General features: G+C 38.6%; 19 protein-coding genes. 11 read left to right on the top strand and 8 right to left on the bottom strand.

The window, feature by feature from the left end:
• From recO to LV716_RS09075, 3 genes are all read right to left on the bottom strand, one after another.
• Positions 1–720, bottom strand: a complete 720-nt coding sequence (recO, locus tag LV716_RS09085; protein ID WP_163417426.1) for a DNA repair protein RecO — start codon at positions 718–720, stop codon at positions 1–3.
• A 180-nt stretch (positions 721–900) separates the two neighbouring features.
• Positions 901–2,244: an NADP-specific glutamate dehydrogenase gene (gdhA, locus tag LV716_RS09080; protein ID WP_163417425.1), complete on the bottom strand. Its 1,344-nt coding sequence runs from the start codon at positions 2,242–2,244 to the stop codon at positions 901–903.
• Positions 2,245–2,376: 132 nt separating this feature from the next.
• Positions 2,377–3,531 (bottom strand): cystathionine gamma-synthase, encoded by a 1,155-nt coding sequence (locus LV716_RS09075; RefSeq protein ID WP_163417424.1) that lies wholly within the window; start codon positions 3,529–3,531, stop codon positions 2,377–2,379.
• Positions 3,532–3,616: 85 nt separating this feature from the next.
• Here LV716_RS09075 and LV716_RS09070 point away from each other — a divergent pair, with 85 nt between their 5' ends.
• Positions 3,617–4,360, top strand: a complete 744-nt coding sequence (locus tag LV716_RS09070) for a DUF3298 and DUF4163 domain-containing protein (RefSeq protein ID WP_163417423.1) — start codon at positions 3,617–3,619, stop codon at positions 4,358–4,360.
• Positions 4,361–4,414: 54 nt separating this feature from the next.
• Here the strand turns inward: LV716_RS09070 and LV716_RS09065 are convergent, their stop codons facing one another.
• Entirely contained in the window at positions 4,415–4,966 is a 552-nt protein-coding gene (locus tag LV716_RS09065) for a conjugal transfer protein TraO (RefSeq protein WP_163417422.1), read from the bottom strand.
• Positions 4,967–5,129: 163 nt separating this feature from the next.
• Here LV716_RS09065 and LV716_RS09060 point away from each other — a divergent pair, with 163 nt between their 5' ends.
• From LV716_RS09060 to LV716_RS09045, 4 genes are all read left to right on the top strand, one after another.
• Positions 5,130–5,432: a helix-turn-helix transcriptional regulator gene (locus LV716_RS09060; protein WP_163417421.1), complete on the top strand. Its 303-nt coding sequence runs from the start codon at positions 5,130–5,132 to the stop codon at positions 5,430–5,432.
• A gap of 190 nt (positions 5,433–5,622) precedes the next feature.
• Positions 5,623–6,315, top strand: a complete 693-nt coding sequence (locus LV716_RS09055; protein ID WP_163417420.1) for an aspartate/glutamate racemase family protein — start codon at positions 5,623–5,625, stop codon at positions 6,313–6,315.
• Between the two features lie 47 nt (positions 6,316–6,362).
• The gene (locus LV716_RS09050) at positions 6,363–6,716 is read left to right on the top strand and encodes an arsenate reductase family protein (protein ID WP_163417419.1); all 354 of its coding nucleotides are present in this window, start codon (positions 6,363–6,365) and stop codon (positions 6,714–6,716) included.
• Complete coding sequence (locus tag LV716_RS09045; RefSeq protein ID WP_163417418.1) at positions 6,713–7,606, top strand: DMT family transporter; 894 nt, start codon at positions 6,713–6,715, stop codon at positions 7,604–7,606. Before LV716_RS09050 ends, LV716_RS09045 begins: the two co-directional genes overlap by 4 nt.
• Positions 7,607–7,621: 15 nt before the next feature.
• Here LV716_RS09045 and LV716_RS09040 read toward each other — a convergent pair whose 3' ends face one another.
• On the bottom strand, positions 7,622–8,095 hold the full coding sequence (locus LV716_RS09040; protein ID WP_163417417.1) for a thioesterase family protein: 474 nt from the start codon (positions 8,093–8,095) through the stop codon (positions 7,622–7,624).
• Between the two features lie 117 nt (positions 8,096–8,212).
• On the opposite strand from LV716_RS09040, the gene LV716_RS09035 reads away from it, so the two are divergent.
• Complete coding sequence (locus LV716_RS09035; protein WP_163417416.1) at positions 8,213–9,187, top strand: nitronate monooxygenase family protein; 975 nt, start codon at positions 8,213–8,215, stop codon at positions 9,185–9,187.
• 7 nt (positions 9,188–9,194) lie between these two features.
• Here LV716_RS09035 and LV716_RS09030 read toward each other — a convergent pair whose 3' ends face one another.
• Complete coding sequence (locus tag LV716_RS09030) at positions 9,195–10,850, bottom strand: FAD-dependent oxidoreductase (RefSeq protein ID WP_163417415.1); 1,656 nt, start codon at positions 10,848–10,850, stop codon at positions 9,195–9,197.
• Positions 10,851–10,853: 3 nt separating this feature from the next.
• Complete coding sequence (locus tag LV716_RS09025; RefSeq protein ID WP_163417414.1) at positions 10,854–11,129, bottom strand: UBP-type zinc finger domain-containing protein; 276 nt, start codon at positions 11,127–11,129, stop codon at positions 10,854–10,856.
• Positions 11,130–11,219: 90 nt separating this feature from the next.
• Between LV716_RS09025 and LV716_RS09020 the strand changes: the two genes are divergently transcribed.
• The 3 genes from LV716_RS09020 (at position 11,220) to LV716_RS09010 (ending at position 13,807) form a co-directional block, all read left to right on the top strand.
• A complete protein-coding gene (locus tag LV716_RS09020; protein WP_163417413.1) occupies positions 11,220–12,236 on the top strand; it encodes a bestrophin family protein in 1,017 nt (338 codons plus the stop codon).
• Positions 12,236–13,195 carry a YheT family hydrolase gene (locus LV716_RS09015; protein ID WP_163417412.1) on the top strand — a complete coding sequence of 320 codons (960 nt, stop codon included), beginning with the start codon at positions 12,236–12,238 and terminating at the stop codon, positions 13,193–13,195. The genes LV716_RS09020 and LV716_RS09015 overlap by 1 nt, the downstream gene beginning before the upstream one ends.
• Positions 13,196–13,327: 132 nt before the next feature.
• A complete protein-coding gene (locus LV716_RS09010; RefSeq protein ID WP_163417411.1) occupies positions 13,328–13,807 on the top strand; it encodes a c-type cytochrome in 480 nt (159 codons plus the stop codon).
• Between the two features lie 74 nt (positions 13,808–13,881).
• Here the strand turns inward: LV716_RS09010 and LV716_RS09005 are convergent, their stop codons facing one another.
• The gene (locus LV716_RS09005) at positions 13,882–15,024 is read right to left on the bottom strand and encodes a hypothetical protein (RefSeq protein ID WP_163417410.1); all 1,143 of its coding nucleotides are present in this window, start codon (positions 15,022–15,024) and stop codon (positions 13,882–13,884) included.
• A gap of 114 nt (positions 15,025–15,138) precedes the next feature.
• Here LV716_RS09005 and LV716_RS09000 point away from each other — a divergent pair, with 114 nt between their 5' ends.
• Complete coding sequence (locus LV716_RS09000; protein ID WP_163417409.1) at positions 15,139–16,419, top strand: hypothetical protein; 1,281 nt, start codon at positions 15,139–15,141, stop codon at positions 16,417–16,419.
• Positions 16,420–16,429: 10 nt separating this feature from the next.
• A complete protein-coding gene (locus tag LV716_RS08995) occupies positions 16,430–17,143 on the top strand; it encodes a membrane or secreted protein (RefSeq protein ID WP_163417408.1) in 714 nt (237 codons plus the stop codon).
• Positions 17,144–17,166 lie beyond the last annotated feature (23 nt).

Raw genomic sequence — 17,166 nt, 5'->3', positions numbered from 1 at the left:
CTATTCAAAAACTGCGTTTAAAACCGCCAAAGACTTCGGTTTCCTGAAACCGTGCAAATGTAATTCAAAATATAGAATAACTTTTTTTAGGAGCTCTTGTCGCTGCGATTTACCCATTTGTATCGCATTTAGTGCATCAAAATTTATGCCTAAAAACTTCTTGAAATGAATTAAGTCCTCATCTTGAATCAAAGGGTTGAGGGTAGGTGTTTTGGAAAAGCTTCCTTCCATTAAATCAAAAAAAAGTGCATCTTGAAAAGAAGTGTCCGGATAGAATCCTAGGTACTTGGTTATGTTCAGCAGAAACAAAATATGAAAATTGGAGTTTGAAGGATGCTCATCCAGCCAGTACAATGCATATTCAAGATATTGAAAAAGGGCTTTGTCCTCTTCTTGCTCTTGAATACTATTTCCCAACATTTCCGCTAAAAAAAGTACCATACTATTTTTGATGATATCGGTATGGAGTGTTTTATAAGGGTGGATTACCCTAACTTCTCGTATGCTTTCCAGTGTCCCCTTATTCTTATGTACCGCTACAATCTCCAACTGCATTAATGGAAGAAAATATGCAGCTTTAACCTTGCCCCTTTTTGAACTCAATACCCCTTTTAATAAATAGGACTTTAAACCATCAGAAGCAGTAAAGGCTTTAACGATAAGGCTGGTGTCACCATATTTTAACGAAGAAAGTACTATTGCCCTTGTAGTTACCTGCATTTACCGAAGTTGAATCTAGATAAAGATAATCTGAAAAAGTTTGAGGTACGAATTAAGAAATCAGATGTAGTTAGTTCGAAATATTTTGCAAGAAAAGCTTATGTCATCAAACAAAAAGACCCTTCGGATTTTAAAATCCGAAGGGTCTTCATTCGTACTTCGTATTTCTAATTTTGTACCTTAGATTACGCCCTGCGCCAACATCGCATCGGCTACTTTTACGAAACCGGCAATATTTGCTCCTTTTACGTAATTACAATATCCGCCTTCTTCTTTACCGTACTCGATACAAGAATCATGAATGTCTTCCATAATACCTTTAAGGCGTTCGTCCACCTCTTCTCTTGTCCAGCTTATACGCAAAGAGTTCTGCGACATTTCCAATCCTGAAGTGGCGACACCACCGGCATTGGAGGCTTTACCCGGAGCAAATAGTATTTTTGCATCGTGGAAAGCATGGATAGCTTCTGGGGTCGATGGCATATTGGCACCTTCGGCCACTGCTACACAGCCATTTTTTATTAAAGTTGCTGCGTCGTCTCCATTTAGTTCGTTCTGCGTTGCACATGGTAAGGCAACGTCACATGCAACCTCCCATGGTGTTTTACCTTTATAGAACTCTGCAGAAGTGTACTTATCCGCATATTCAGAAATTCTTCCTCTTCGATTGTTCTTAAGGTCCATGACAAAGGAAAGTTTTTCACTATCAATACCATCTTTGTCATAAATGTAACCGCCCGAATCAGATAACGTCAATACTTTTCCACCTAACTGTAACACTTTTTCAGCTGCATATTGTGCAACATTTCCCGATCCCGAAATAACCACTTTTTTACCTTCAAAAGAGTCGTTGTTCGTTTTCAGCATACTATCTGCAAAATATACGGTACCGTAGCCCGTAGCTTCTGGACGAATTAACGAACCACCCCAAGAGATACCCTTACCGGTAAGGACCCCGGTGAATTCGTTTCGTATCTTTTTATATTTTCCGAACAAAAACCCGATTTCACGGGCACCAACACCAATATCACCGGCAGGTACATCGGTATTTGGGCCAATATGACGGCATAACTCGGTCATGAAGGAATGACAAAAACGCATTATTTCATCGTCCGATTTACCTTTTGGGTCAAAATCGGAACCTCCTTTTCCTCCGCCCATGGGAAGGGTGGTCAAGCTATTTTTGAAAACTTGCTCAAAAGCCAAGAATTTCAAAACGCTGGCATTGACCGTTGGGTGAAACCTTAAACCTCCTTTGTAAGGCCCAATAGCCGAATTCATCTGAATCCGATATCCACGGTTTACATGAATCTCACCATCATCATCTACCCAAGCTACGCGAAAAGAAATTAAACGCTCTGGCTCGACCATGCGAAGTAAAATGTTCTTTCCATGATAGATATCATGCTTTACGATATAAGGTATAACGGTTTCCGCAACCTCTTGTACCGCTTGGATGAATTCTGGTTCATGACCATTTCGGGTCTTGACCTCATCCATAAATGCTTTGATTTTTGCTTCCATAAAACGGATTACTAGTTTGTTATCCCATCGACTCTGCTCAGGGCTGTTTTTAATAAATTAGGAATTTGACGGCAAAATTATACTATTTACATAATTAGAATGTGCCTTTTTTAAAAATTTTGCAAAATTTTACTACCCTATCGCCTGTTCCAAGTCTGCTATTAAGTCATCAGCATCCTCTATTCCCACACTTAACCTGATCAACGCATCCACTACACCACTTTTCTCCCGTTCTTCTTTTGGAATACTTGCATGTGTCATACTTGCAGGATGACCCGCTAAACTTTCAACTCCGCCCAAAGATTCTGCAAGCGTAAAAACTTCTAATTTCTCAACTATTTTAATCGCATCTTCATAACTACTTCCATCTGGAACAAAGGAAATCATTCCGCCAAAATCATCCATTTGGGCTTTGGCCACATCATGGTTTGGATGTGTCTCAAATCCTGGCCAATATACCTTTCCAATTTTTGGATGCTTGACCAGGTATTCTGCAATGGCCTTTCCGTTTTCGCAATGCCGTTGCATACGGACGTGCAATGTTTTTATGCCGCGTAGTGTTAAAAAGCTATCCATAGGACCGCATACCGCACCACTTGCATTTTGAATAAAATACAGTTTGTCAGCCAAGTCTTTATCCTTGACGACCAGGGCACCCACAACAATATCGCTATGACCTCCCAAGTATTTTGTGGCCGAATGCATCACAATATCAGCTCCTAAATCCAAGGGTCGCTGTAAGTAAGGAGTGGCAAACGTATTGTCTACCGCTAAAAGTAAATCATGCTTTTTGGCTAAAGCCGATATTGCTTTAACATCAATAACGTTCATCATAGGATTGGTAGGAGTCTCAACCCAAATAAGCTTTGTATTATTGTTGATGCGTTCCTCAATTGCGGCAACGCTTTGCATGCCTATAAAATGGAACGTAATCCCATATTTTTCAAATATCTGTTTGAACAAACGATAACTACCTCCGTAGAGATCATTGGTTGAGACTACCTCATCGCCTGGATTCAAAAGCTTTATAACTGCATCAATAGCAGCAAGTCCACTTGCAAATGCAAGTCCATATGTGCCGTTTTCAATACTCGCTAAAGAATTCTCCAATGCAGTTCTTGTTGGATTGGCACTACGGGAATATTCAAACCCTTGATGTCCTCCTGGAGTGGTTTGGGCATAGGTCGATGTTTGATAAATCGGTGGCATAACCGAACCATAAGCTTTATCTGGGTGTTGTCCCCCGTGAATGGTCTTACTGTTGAATTTTAAGTCTTTTTTGCTCATTTTTTCTAAATCTGCGTACAAATGTATCGTTATCTTTTGGAGTAATCAACGATGTATTATTTTTGAAGCCCCTAAAACCTCCAATATGAAAAAATCTATAGGCATACTCCTTCTTGTATTGATAGCCATTGGTTGCGAAAACAGTGATAAACTTACTTTTGAACCCTTACAAATAGTTGGCGAGGATTGTGCAACTTGCCCCAAAATCGACATTGACGTTCCCAAGGCCATTGACGACACTGCAATTGCAAATACGATAAACCGTAGTACCGAAGAAGAAATCATCTCATATCTTTCTTTTGATGAGGAAGAGGATATTGAAACCCTGAACGATGCAATCGTATCTTTTACTAAAAGTTTTGAAGAACTGGCTACCAGATTTCCTGAAGACACCGTTGGATGGGAGGCTAAAGTGGATGGCGAAGTTGTTTACGAAGACCAGAATATCTTGACACTTGCGATGAAAACCTATATTTATACGGGCGGTGCACACGGGTATGGCGCAACTACATTTTTAAATTTTGATAAGATAAAGGGAACAGAGTTGGAAAATTGGGAGCTTTTTGAGGATTTAGAAGACTTTCAAAAATTGGCGGAAGCTAAGTTCAGAGCTCAGGAAAGTATTCCGGAAAAAGGTAACATTAATGTTACAGGATTTATGTTCGAAGATGATGAATTCCATTTGGCCGAAAATATTGGATACACGGAAGATGGAATCCAATTTGTATACAACCAGTACGAAGTGGCTTCCTATGCAGATGGTCCTATTCTTTTAACCTTACCCTTTAAAGAAATAAATAAGTATTTGAAAAATAAGGTGAAATCCTGATCCCAATAGGTTTTTCAATATACTTTTTCTAGATACTTAGGCTAATCAAAAAGCCTAATCCAAATAATACCGCAGTCCCACACCTACCAAGAGCGCAGTTTCATTAAGGTCGCTATTGAAATGATAGAATCCCGTAACAGGAAGAATTATTGAAAACGTATCCGACAGGAAAAAATCCAGTTCAAAAGTGGCAAAGCCACCATAGATAAAGCTACTTTCCGCTTCAACTGCATCGAAGGGGAAATCGGTTTCCCCATCATTGATATGCTTATAGCCCAAAGAGGGACCACCCCCAAAATAAATAAAGAATCCCCTATTTGGCGATGTTAACACTGTTGTAAAATAGCCAAGGTCCAACAAATAGTCTTCATACGGAAACTCAAGACCACCGTCTGGCTGTTCTTTTGTTGAGGCAAAAACAAACGATACCCTAAAAAAATCCGTAGTGTTGTGATAGTAATTGATATTGGCGTTTAAACCATATCCGTTCGTTTTGTAGCTTGGCACTACATCAAAGAAAAAGTCACTTCTTTGTGAATAGACATGTTCAAAGGAAATCATGAGCATAGCCAAAAATGCCAAATAATGTAGGCAGTTTTTTTTCATATCGATAAAGATTTGGGGGGCTTGCTGCTTGTACAAATATAATTGGATTATGTAAAATCCCAATTTTCTATGTGATATACTTTTTAAAAGAGAACTTGCAATAAAATGAAAATTAACATATCTATTTATTTAGATATATAAATATTTAATTTATATTTGCCTTATGAATATTGTTGAAATCAGCAAAGTGTTATCCAATAAAACAAGGGTCAACATTCTAAAATGGTTGAAGAATCCTGAAGCGAACTTTCCTCCGCACCAGGATATCGACCATTTTGATGATGGGGTCTGTGTGGGTTTTATACAGGATAAAACCGGTTTATCACAATCCACTATTTCAACCTATTTGAACGCTATGCAAAATGCAAATCTGGTCATTCCTACACGACATGGAAAATGGACCTATTACAGAAGAAATGAAAACATAATCCAAGCGTATGTTGAAACCTTAAAAACTGAATTATAAAATTTAAAATATCATATCTATAATTAGCGAAATATAAATTTGATAATCATGGAAAACGCTATAGACTGTACTATTGAATACGATGACTTGCTAAGAGAGAAACCAAATGGCTTTCTTAAAAAAAGAATTACACATTTTCTAAGTTCTTTCAAAATTGAGAGAGCTGAACAGCTATCTAAAACGAAATAATATGAAAACTATAGGACTTATCGGAGGTATGAGTTGGGAATCCTCTAAGATATACTATCAATATGTAAATGAGATGATAAAGGAAAAGCTGGGCGGTTCCCACTCTTCAAAAAGTATACTCACCTCAGTGGACTTTGATGAAATTGAACGTTATTCCTTCTCTGGCGAATGGGATAAGATTGGTGACCTCATGGCAGTACATGCTAAAAAACTCGAAAAGGCCGGGGCAGATGTAGTAGTACTCTGTACCAATACCATCCATTTAGTAAGTGAAGTCATTACCCAAGCAATCAACGTTCCTTTTTTACATATTGCGAACGCAACTGGTGAGGCTATTGTAAAATCTGGAATAAAGAAAGTAGCACTTTTAGGAACAAAGTTCACCATGGAAAAGGATTTTTACACCAAAATCCTTAGGGAGCAGTACAATTTAGAAGTATTGGTACCAGAAGCAGAAGATATGGACATACTCCAATCCATTATTTATAATGAGCTCGTAAAAGGGATATTTAAGACCGAATCCAAGGAAATCTGTTTGGAAATCATCAAAAAAATGGAAGCTCAGGGTGCCGAAGGTGTAATTTTAGGGTGTACCGAACTCCCATTACTCATTCCAGATAACGAAGTAGCTATTGCAACTTTTGATACTACCAGAATCCATGCACAAAAAGCTGTAGATTTTACACTTTCTTAGCTAGGCATAGGTTACTTTTGATTTCTTAAAAAGAAGATAATCCTATAATGAAAAAAATTTATCATTTGGGTAGTTGCTCTACCTGCAAGCGCATTTTAAAAGAATTGGAGCCACTTGATAACGTTGTTCTGCAAGAGATTAAGTCAGAACCCATAACAGCCAATCAATTGGAAGAAATGAAAAACATGTCAGGTAGTTACGAAGCTTTGTTCAGCAGAAGGGCGATGCTCTTCCGTCAAAAGGGATTGCATGAAAAGGAGCTTACCGAAAACGATTATAAAAATCTTATTCTTGAACACTATACCTTTCTTAAGAGACCTGTTATGCTTTTTAAAGGTGAAATCTTTATTGGAAATTCCAAAAAGGTAGTTGAAGCCGCCAAAGGCAAGCTGCACTCATGAGCAAAAGAACCCTTGCCATTTTAGCTGCCATTGGCGCTACAATTATCTATGGTATAAACCATACCGTAGCCAAAGGAGTCATGCCAACCTACATAAAACCTTTCGGGTTTATTATGCTCAGGGTAATCGGTGCAGCTGTTTTGTTTTGGGGTATTTCCTTTTTTGGACCAAAGGAAAAAATTGAACGAAGGGATTGGGGAAGAATTCTTGTTTGTTCCATTTTGGGAATGGTCATCAATATGTTGGCATTCTTCAAAGGGCTGCAACTTTCCACTCCAATAAACAGTGCCGTTTTAATTACCATTACCCCTATTATCGTTGTACTTCTATCCGCATTTTTCTTAAATGAAAAAATAACCTTGAACAAGGGGCTTGGTATCATACTGGGCTTCATCGGTGCAGTGGCGCTCATACTTTTTGGCGCAGAAATACGTCAAGATGCCCCAAATATTCCTTTGGGTAATTTTCTTTTCATTGTCAATGCAACTTCATTTGGAGCTTATTTAATCATCGTTAAAAAACTGATAGAAAAATACCATCCGTTTACCTTAATGAAATGGTTGTTTACCATTGCCATTATCATCAACTTCCCGATTACACTTCCAGAACTTTTGGAAATGCAATGGTCGACCATGCCACTCTGGGCCTACGGCGCTATTGCATTTGTAATTATCGGCACTACTTTTATGACCTATCTTTTTAATGCTTTTGCCCTAACCGAGCTAAAAGCTTCAACCGTAGGGGCCTTTGTATACGTGCAACCGCTATTCGGAATATTGTTCGCTTTGGTTTCAGGAAAGGACCAACTTACATTGATTAAGGTTTTGGCCACACTTTTGGTCTTATTGGGGGTTTATCTGGCAAGTAAGAAACCAAGGCCAAAACTTTAGTGATTAATTTTCACTTTATAGATTTTTCGGAACCCTAAAAAACTTCCGCGTATCCTCCTTTGTCAAAATCTTGAACTCATCCGATTTTTCCATTGTGGCAAAAGCATCCAAAAAGACTTGAGGTAAATCTGTTAAACGACGTTCCTTTAAATCCATCCAAGCACCCATCATTTCACAACGGGCAAAGTTTTTGCCATTTGCATCATAAAAATCATGTTGGAATTCAAAAAACATCCCGTTTTCGCTCATACCTTTAAAACCAAGAGAAACCTTTACCGGTTTTCCAGGGAAAACTTCTTTGAAGTAATACATGTGCTCATAGAAGACTACCGGACCAATATTATATTGCGCCATGGATTTTTGGTCAAAGCCCAACTGTCCCAAATAAGCCATACGCGTATGACTCATAAAATTGATATATGCCGAGTTGGCTAAATGGCGATTGGCATCCAAATCGCTCCATCTTATTTCAAATTCCTTAAAAAACATAGTTGATTATTTTGTTATGCATGCATAATAATTGTAAAATTACCATAGTTTTGAAAATCTTGTCTAATCCAATCGTGGAATTAATCTTATTTTTAAAGATACTTTAACACAAAGCACATGAGCCATAAAGCCGAATTCATCAAAGACCTTTCATTACCAGCCGTAGCAGCCCCAATGTTTCTTATCTCTGGCCCAAAATTGGTCATAGAATGTTGTAAAAATGGGATTGTTGGTACCTTTCCTGCATTGAACCAAAGAACAAGTGAAGGGTTTGAAGAATGGCTCATCCAAATCAAATCAGAGTTGCAACAATTTGAAAAGGAGACCGGAAAAAAACCGGCCCCTTTTGGTGTAAATCTCATTGTACACCCCACAAACCCTAGATTAGAAGCCGATGTTAAGCTCTGTGTAAAACATCAAGTGCCGTTGGTCATTACCTCCTTGGGAGCAGTGAGCCAGGTTGTGGATGCCATTCACAGCTACGGCGGTTTGGTGTTCCATGACATTATCAAAAAAAGACATGCCGAAAAAGCAGCTGGGGCTGGTGTGGATGGATTGATTCTTGTAGCTGCCGGGGCAGGCGGACATGCAGGCAGCATAAACCCTATGAGTTTGGTAGCAGAAATAAAGAAATTCTTTGATAAGACCATATTGCTTTCAGGGTGCATCAGTACGGGTAGGGATATTGCCTCTGCCATGCAGATGGGTGCAGATTTGGCATATATGGGAACCCGGTTTATAAATTCCGAAGAGAGCAAGGCGCCAGAAGAATACAGAAAAATGATCATTGAAGCCGGAGCAAGCGATGTGGTGTACACTGCAGCCATATCTGGAGTACATGCCAATTTTTTAGCGGCAAGTCTGCAGGCAGCGGGAATCAGCGAAGAAGACTTAAAGAAAAATCACAAAATAGACTTTGGAAAAGAATTGGACACAGAAGCCAAAGCCTGGAAAACCATTTGGTCCGCAGGACAGGGTGTAACCACCATCGAGGATACAATGCCAGTTACTAAATTAGTGGATACCCTTAAATCCGAGTTTAAATCAGCAATAGAGGAACAGTCAAATTTGTTGGAAAGATATCCAAAGTAATCGACTGTTACGCTTCAACGGCTTCTACATCTTTTAAATCTGCTAAAAACTGATGGACTTGGCTCACGCACATGGAGCCTTCCCCAACTGCTGAAGCAACCCGTTTTACCGAGCCTTTTCTAACATCGCCCACAGCAAAAAATCCAGGAATACTGGTTTCTAAGGATTGTGGCTCCCTTCCGGAATAAATGGCACATTTGTGCAGTTGTTTCTGTTGAATACCGGGTCCTGTGCAAATAAACCCTCTTTCATCCGTTACAACCAGACCTTGTAACCATTCCGTACAGGGTTTAGCTCCAATAAAAGTAAATAGATTGGTAATGTTCTTTTTTGTTTTTTCACCTGACTTGTTTTCCAAAATCAGCGACTCTAAATGATGTTCTCCATGTAATTCGGTAACCTGCGTGTTGAGGTGTACGAATATGTTTTCGGCCGCTTCGATTCGCTGTACTAGGTAATCGCTCATTTTTGCACCTAAATCTCCCCCTCTCAAAACAACATGTACTTCCTTGGCATGGTCTGCCAGAAACAAGGCTGCTTGACCGGCGGAATTTCCACCTCCAACTACCCCCACTAGTTCATTTTTACAGGATGCGGCATTCATTCCAGTAGCCGAATAGTAAACACCACTACCTTCATATTTTTCAATATTATCAATGGGCAGGCTACGATAGTTTGCACCTGTCGCGGCCATAATCGCCTTTGTTTTTATTTGTTTGTCATTGGTTGCATGCAATATAAAATGGCTACCGGTATGTTCTATTTTTTCCGCCTTATGGGGAATTGAAATATTACAGCCAAACTTTTGTGCCTGTACGTAGGCCCTGTTTGCCAAATCGTTTCCGGATATCCCTGTGGGAAACCCCAAGTAATTCTCAATTTTAGAGCTTTTCCCTGCCTGTCCGCCAGGTGCCTTGCTATCAATGGTGACTACACTCAATCCCTCAGAGGCGGCATACACGCTACCCGCCAAACCAGCAGGTCCAGCACCAATTACAAGGAGATCAAAGACCTTGTCCTCAAAGTCCATGAGCACCCCTGAATACCGCGCCAGTTCTTCCAACGATGGATTCTGACACACCTTGGCCTCACTATTGATCAAAATAGGAAGATCTTCTTTGGATAGATTAAAGTTCTCTAAAAGCTCAAGTGCCGAGTCTGAAGTGTCCACATCCAAAAAATTATACCAGATATGATTTTTATCCATAAAATCACGGATGGCATAGGTTTCCTTTGAATTTCCTGAGCCTACAAGTTTTATACCTCCGGTAAACTCGGTAAGCACGGTTTCTTGGCGCAACAGGAATGCATTCAATAATACATCACTAATATCGCTATGCCTTGCAATGGCTTCTTTTAATTTTTTTGGAGTTATTCGTAGCACTGTAGTATTCTCTTTTGTAATGGCATGAAATTGTGCTCCACGGTTGGAGAGCATGCCACTGTCTCCTGTAAACTCATTTTTTTGATGGACAACGATAACTCCATTTTCGTTATAAGGGTCTTCTATCGAAACCTCTCCTTCCAGCACCACGAAAAAGTCATATTGTAAATCGCCCAGAGCAAAAATCTTTGTTCCAAGAGGGGGATTCTCAACTTCACCATAGGTTTTTAAAACATTGATTTGTCTTTGCGTAAGTTCAGGAAAACGTGGGTCTTTCATTTTTTAATATTTTGATAGTGTTTTATGGACGTAGCACCACATCCAATTTTCATTGGGTTCTGCAGAGCTTGCAACGGGATGCTTTTGTGAAGCTGAATGCTTACTTGCATGTTTATTTGGGGAACTATCGCAGCATAATGTTACTCCACATTCCTGACAAGTTCGCAAATGCAACCAGCTATCACCGATCTTTACACATTCCTCACATTCATATGCTCTTGCTTTCTTTACATCGGAAATTGCCACGAGATGTTCACATTTTTTTATACGTAAGCCCATTACTTAAAAATACAATAAACTTTACTTTCAAGATTTAAGTTAAAGTCAAATTTGAAAGATTTAAGTATTTTTAATTTCTAATCAACTGCCATGTATATAAAAAGAAATATTGGGTTTGGACTTCTTCTTAGATACGCATGGAAAAACCTTATTTTTTTCTCTCTTTACGCAACTATAGTCTATGCCCTCTATTTTGTTTTAGGATGGACTTTTATCGACTTGCCGTTTCAACCAATTTCGGTCATAGGTATTGCCGTTTCTTTTTATATAGGATTTAAAAATAGCCAAAGCTATGATCGGTTTTGGGAAGGCCGAAAAATATGGGGCGGTATTGTTAACTATAGTAGGACCTGGGGTATTCGAGTACTTTCATTTGTACATTCAGACAATCCTGAAAAAGATAAGGAAATCCAAAGAGTAATGATCCACAGACATATTGCTTGGCTCAATGCTTTGCGAGTGCAGTTGCGGCAACCCAAATCTTGGAGCATCAAGGAAAATAAATCCGTGGAAAAAATCTTTGACAAGCATGCTGAACGAAATATTTCATGCAATGAAGCTTACAATTATGTTAGCATGCGCGAGTTCAGTGATTTGAGAAAGAGGGTAAATCCTGCAACGCATTTAGTTAAAAATCAAGCACAGGATATTACCCAGCTCAGAAAAGAAAACATTTTGGATAGTTTTCAAGAATTGCAGCTACAGGGTGTTCTTGAGGAGTTTTACAATTTGCAGGGGAAATGCGAACGCATTAAAAACACTCCTTTTCCCAGACAATATGCCTATTTTTCTAAAATATTCACTTGGATTTTTATCTTGTTGATTCCTTTTGGTTTGCTCAATGTTTTTAAGGGACACAACGAAATGTACGATTCAAGCGGAGTGGATTGGCTTATTTTTTTACAAATCTTTTTCTCGATATTGATTTCTTGGATTTTCACCACTATGGAAATTGTGGGCGATAATAGCGAAGATCCTTTTGAAGGGAGGGTGAACGATGTACCAATGACTGCCTTGTGCCGCACTATAGAGATTGATTTACGCGATATGCTGGATGAAGAGGAACTTCCAGAACCTGTACAAGCTAAAGACAATATTTTGTATTAATGCCTTGTATCTCTAGCTCTTATCATCCATCATTTTTCTTGAAAAACGGACATCTTGCCACAATTTATGCGGGTCTTGTTAGAAAAGTCAACGATGTTATCCAAAAAAGGGAGCGTATTTTTTTATCTGATGGAGATTTTCTGGATTTGGACTGGAGCTATGGTTCGGCTACAACAGAACAGCTGGTAATTCTATTGCATGGTCTCGAAGGAAATGCCCAGCGTCCTTACATTACAGGAAGTGCCAAATTACTAAACCAGAACGGATTTGATGTGTGTGCTGTAAACCTACGTGGATGCAGTGGCGAGCCGAATACGCTCTATCGTTCTTATCATTCTGGAGCAACAGAAGATTTGGCCGAGGTCATTCAACATGTCATAAATTCAAGAAAATATTCCCAAATCTATTTAAAAGGATTCAGTCTTGGTGGAAATCTACTCCTAAAATATCTAGGTGAAAGAGCCCTGGTTCCAAAAGAGCTAAAAGCTGCCGTTGCAGTTTCCGTCCCTTGCGATTTGGAGGAATCGGCTAAAGAAATCATGAAACCAAAAAATGTATTGTATGCAGCACGGTTTAAAAAGAACCTATTGGCCAAGCTCAGGCAAAAACAAATACTATTTCCTGAATTAGTGAACGATTCCGATTTAGTTACCATTAAAACATTGTTGGATTTTGATGATTTTTACACAAGCCAGGCACATGGTTTCCATAATGGATTGGATTATTATACAAAATGTAGCAGTCTTCAATTTTTAAAAAACATTACTGTTCCAAGTTTGATCATCAATGCCAAAGACGATTCTTTTTTGGGTGAAGCTTGTTATCCTTTTCAGGAAGCGGACAAAAACAAAAACCTGTATTTGGAAGTCCCCAAATACGGAGGGCATGTAGGGTTTTGGGGCGAAAAAAATATCACATATACAGAAAAAAGGGCGCTTGAATTTTTTACTTCAACATAAAAAATTCACAGCCTATCCTTTTACATGTTTTTCTATGTGTATTGACTCTAAATAATGAACCTTTCAAGAAATCAGAAACATAGTACCTCTTTATTAATTAATTTAGTAGCTAGTTCTATTCAATTTGATACAATGAAAAAAGTAATCCTACTCCTTACATTGGGAGTTTTTGTTGCCAGTTGTGGCGGAAAAAAAGAAGAAAAAAAAGATGGTTTTGAGGTAAGCCGAACCAAATCCGAAGACAAAAAAGCGCAAGCCAGTGAAGCAATACCAATAGATTTGGACAACAAAGGGGTTGGGCCTATTAAAAATGTCGACTTACCAGATGAAATCGATACCGAAATGGCTTCTCTTGGAGAGGCTAAGTTCAATGCTATTTGTGTGGCCTGCCATATGGTAGACCAACGTATGATCGGCCCTGCAATGGAAGGGGTTTTAGAACGCCGTAGCCCAGAATGGGTCATGAACATGATATTGAACCCAGATGGTATGCTACGCGAAGACCCTATAGCAAAAGCCTTACTGAAAGAGTATAATAATGCTATAATGCTTAACCAAAACCTTTCAGAAGAGGAGGCTAGAGAACTTTTGGAATACCTTAGAACTTTATAAAAAAATACATGCTTAAAAAATGCCGTTACCTATCATACAAGGGTAGCGGCATTTTTTACGTAAATATTGAATCATCATTCTTCTATTAACCTTGCGATAAACCCCCAGTTCATTGCCTGATTTCTTCCTAGGTAAGGCGGATTCCCAGATGAGTTCTGCCATTCATCATCAGAACGAATCCAAAAGACCAATTTGTTTTCACCTTTATTCAGATTGAGTTCTAAAGTTTCCTCCCCATCGATTACCCGCATAAAATTATGCATATCCAGTTCACGACCATGAAAAATTATCTTATCATTTAGGGCGATAAGCAACACCTGGGTATAATCGTAAGCCAAAGTAACCTTCTTAGCTGCATCTGATGATATTGTGGTTTTGGCAAAAACAGCTTTTCCAGGATGGTCATAATAACGGGCCAGATTTATGATTCCCGTTTTATCTGCTTCAGCGGTTTTCCATTTGTGGTTTTTTTCTGCTTTTTCAAACAACTTAAAATATTGACTTTGCGAATGAATATTTCCATCCATCTGTTCAGAAATACTCCATTTTTTTAAATAGTCCCTGTTCAATTCTGGTTTTTCGATTTGAAATGGTTTCTCTAAAGGTGATACTTCAATATTGCTAAAATAGGCTTCAGCAAAGCTGGTCTTTAAAAAAATGGTCCCGGTATCCAATTCGGTCTGTAAAAGCGCTACTTCCATGTTCGGTTCTTTTTTATCCCCAATAAATATTCGCATGTTTTTTCCAAAAACTTCAATTCTTACATGGAACCATTCTTTTGGTTGAAACTCTCCTGCCGTCTCATAAACGGGTTGATTGTACAATTGCCACGGGTGTGAACCATTGAATACAGGTATGTACTGAATGGCATTGTCTTTGCCACCGGAAAATACGCGAAAATATAAAAATTCATAGTCCCATAGGTCTTTGGCCCTAAACCCAAATCCGGGCATTGCTTTTCCTGCAATATCCATATCCAGTACAAAATTAGTATGGGCGCTGTTTTTTAGTTTTGCTATTTCATGTCTACCCAAATAAATGGCATCTTTACTTTTATACTTTATTATCTTCAAATCCAACTCTTGATTATTTTCATTATCCACAACCATCCAATGTTCTGATGTTAATGGTATATTTTGGGCACTGAGCGTTTGGACAAAAATTGAACAGATTATTGCTATAAAAGTTTTAACTTGAATGGATTCTTTATAATGCATAACTTAGAAATTGAAAATTTTAATTTTATGCAATATTGAACCTTCAGCCAGTATTTAAACCATCAAAAACCGTTTATATAGGGGTCATTTTTCGTCCATTTCACTAATTATACCATGCAAGCAGCAGAAAGAGATTCCATAATATGTTGTATCACCTTAATTGAGCGGCGTTTTTTTCCTGAGCAATTTGCATTGGGAGAAAAACCAAGACAGCGTGATCTGGAATATTTGATAGAGCTGATGGAGGAAAAATCAAATATTCGAATAAGTCTTTCAACGATGAAACGGCTTTGGAAAAATGAGTTCAATCAAATTCCACATTTAAATACCCTAAATGCCCTAGCTTCGTTAATTGATTATGATAGTTGGAATGCTTTTAGGCAAGATGAAAATACCGTAGTTAAAACATCACTGCAAAAACCAAGTACAAGAAGTCTACCTATTAAAAAATACGCGCTTTTTTCGTTGTTGGGCGTGCTGGTATTTATCTCAGCCTTTATATTTATTTCCAATCGAAACAAGCCGATATCAATTCCTGATAATATTATATTTTCGGCCAATAAAACGGTAGCGCACAATGTTCCAAATTCAGTTATTTTCTCATACGACCTAAAAGGTATTGAAGCTGATAGCTTTTTTATACAGCGCTCTTGGAATCCTACTCATAAAAAGAGTATCGACCCCAGCAAAAAAACTTTTTCCGAGATGTACTACTATCCTGGTTTTCATTGGGCCAGGCTAATTGCCAATGATGAAGTCATTAAAAAAATAAGAATCAATGTAAAAACAGATGGTTGGTTTGCAACTGCCAAGGCAAATCGATTGGATTCCATTCCGTTTTATCCTGACCAATCGCAATTAATAAATGATGGCAGTTTTAGGGTGGGCGACAACATATTCGAAAACTCAAAAATAGATATTAATAAAGGCTTAATTGTTTCCTATTTTAATATACGGGAGTTTAGTGGCTTATTATCTGGAGAATATATCTTGGAAACAAGAGTCAAGTTTGATGCTATTGCCGGTATAGTTTGCCCATACATGGAAGTGAAAGTTATTGATGAAAAATCCTCTTGCTGGTTGGGCATAACGGATAAAGGCTGTGTAAGCAACTTAAATATAAAAGTGGGCGATACCATTTTAGCTGGAACCGAAAACGATTTTTCCACCTTGGGCACAGATTTATCCGAATGGCAAGATATCCGATTGGAGAGTTCCAATGGACGTTTTAAATACTTTTTGAACGATGCTCTTGCCATAGATGAACCTTTTGAAGATGACCGAGGAAAGGTCATGGGGCTTATCCTTACATTTACGGGGAAAGGCGCAGTAGATTTTGTACGCTTAAAAAATGGAGAAGGTGAAGTAGTTTATACGGAAGGATTCGACAACTAATTATAAAGTCATGGGAAGATACTTTTTACTATTACTTATTGGAATTCTTGGGGTATCCGCAAATGCACAGACCTTGATAGGTGCTTGGGAAAACACAAGTTTTTCTTCTGAAGGAAACTCCTTGAAAAATATCCTTATCATTTCTGAAGCGTATTACGCATCAACGTGGTTCAACACCAAAACAGGGGCCTTTGTGAGCACAGATGGGGGGCAATGGGCTTTGAAAGGCGATGAAATCACACATACTATTGAATTTGACTCTGGTGATTTAGAACATATTGGTGCCATAGTATCTTTTAGAATTGAGCTGCCCCAAGACAAATTGAAGATTAAGGGAAATGATAGCGCATGGACTCGAATTGATGATGGTAGTCCAGGTACCTTGGCAGGAGCTTGGTTAATGTCCGGTCGTAAACGCAATGGGGAATTCCAAACCAGGGATACCGACCGACCGCGTAAAACCATGAAAATACTTTCGGGAACCCGTTTTCAATGGATTGCGTACAACACGGAAACCAAGGAGTTTATGGGTACGGGTGGTGGCTCATACACCACGGTTAATGGAAAGTATACCGAAAATATCGAGTTCTTTTCACGAGATGATTCAAGAGTAGGCGCAAGTCTTCAATTTGATTATAGTGTAAAAGATGGAGATTGGCATCATTCTGGTTTTAGCAGTAAAGGTGACCCGCTTTATGAGGTTTGGAGTATTCGAAATCAATAATGGCTATATTTATTGGTAATCAA

Source organism: Flagellimonas sp. HMM57, from assembly GCF_021390175.1.
Lineage (GTDB): Bacteria > Bacteroidota > Bacteroidia > Flavobacteriales > Flavobacteriaceae > Flagellimonas.
Note: the sequence above shows the minus strand (reverse complement) of the source record. Positions and strands in the feature narration are given on the sequence as shown.

Bases quoted from the DNA above. Each gene is read 5' to 3' on its own strand.
- recO (WP_163417426.1), bottom strand. From the start codon at position 720: ATGCAGGTAACTACAAGGGCAATAGTACTTTCTTCGTTAAAATATGGT.
- gdhA (WP_163417425.1), bottom strand. From the start codon at position 2,244: ATGGAAGCAAAAATCAAAGCATTTATGGATGAGGTCAAGACCCGAAAT.
- LV716_RS09075 (WP_163417424.1), bottom strand. From the start codon at position 3,531: ATGAGCAAAAAAGACTTAAAATTCAACAGTAAGACCATTCACGGGGGA.
- LV716_RS09070 (WP_163417423.1), top strand. From the start codon at position 3,617: ATGAAAAAATCTATAGGCATACTCCTTCTTGTATTGATAGCCATTGGT.
- LV716_RS09065 (WP_163417422.1), bottom strand. From the start codon at position 4,966: ATGAAAAAAAACTGCCTACATTATTTGGCATTTTTGGCTATGCTCATG.
- LV716_RS09060 (WP_163417421.1), top strand. From the start codon at position 5,130: ATGAATATTGTTGAAATCAGCAAAGTGTTATCCAATAAAACAAGGGTC.
- LV716_RS09055 (WP_163417420.1), top strand. From the start codon at position 5,623: ATGAAAACTATAGGACTTATCGGAGGTATGAGTTGGGAATCCTCTAAG.
- LV716_RS09050 (WP_163417419.1), top strand. From the start codon at position 6,363: ATGAAAAAAATTTATCATTTGGGTAGTTGCTCTACCTGCAAGCGCATT.
- LV716_RS09045 (WP_163417418.1), top strand. From the start codon at position 6,713: ATGAGCAAAAGAACCCTTGCCATTTTAGCTGCCATTGGCGCTACAATT.
- LV716_RS09040 (WP_163417417.1), bottom strand. From the start codon at position 8,095: ATGTTTTTTAAGGAATTTGAAATAAGATGGAGCGATTTGGATGCCAAT.
- LV716_RS09035 (WP_163417416.1), top strand. From the start codon at position 8,213: ATGAGCCATAAAGCCGAATTCATCAAAGACCTTTCATTACCAGCCGTA.
- LV716_RS09030 (WP_163417415.1), bottom strand. From the start codon at position 10,850: ATGAAAGACCCACGTTTTCCTGAACTTACGCAAAGACAAATCAATGTT.
- LV716_RS09025 (WP_163417414.1), bottom strand. From the start codon at position 11,129: ATGGGCTTACGTATAAAAAAATGTGAACATCTCGTGGCAATTTCCGAT.
- LV716_RS09020 (WP_163417413.1), top strand. From the start codon at position 11,220: ATGTATATAAAAAGAAATATTGGGTTTGGACTTCTTCTTAGATACGCA.
- LV716_RS09015 (WP_163417412.1), top strand. From the start codon at position 12,236: ATGCCTTGTATCTCTAGCTCTTATCATCCATCATTTTTCTTGAAAAAC.
- LV716_RS09010 (WP_163417411.1), top strand. From the start codon at position 13,328: ATGAAAAAAGTAATCCTACTCCTTACATTGGGAGTTTTTGTTGCCAGT.
- LV716_RS09005 (WP_163417410.1), bottom strand. From the start codon at position 15,024: ATGCATTATAAAGAATCCATTCAAGTTAAAACTTTTATAGCAATAATC.
- LV716_RS09000 (WP_163417409.1), top strand. From the start codon at position 15,139: ATGCAAGCAGCAGAAAGAGATTCCATAATATGTTGTATCACCTTAATT.
- LV716_RS08995 (WP_163417408.1), top strand. From the start codon at position 16,430: ATGGGAAGATACTTTTTACTATTACTTATTGGAATTCTTGGGGTATCC.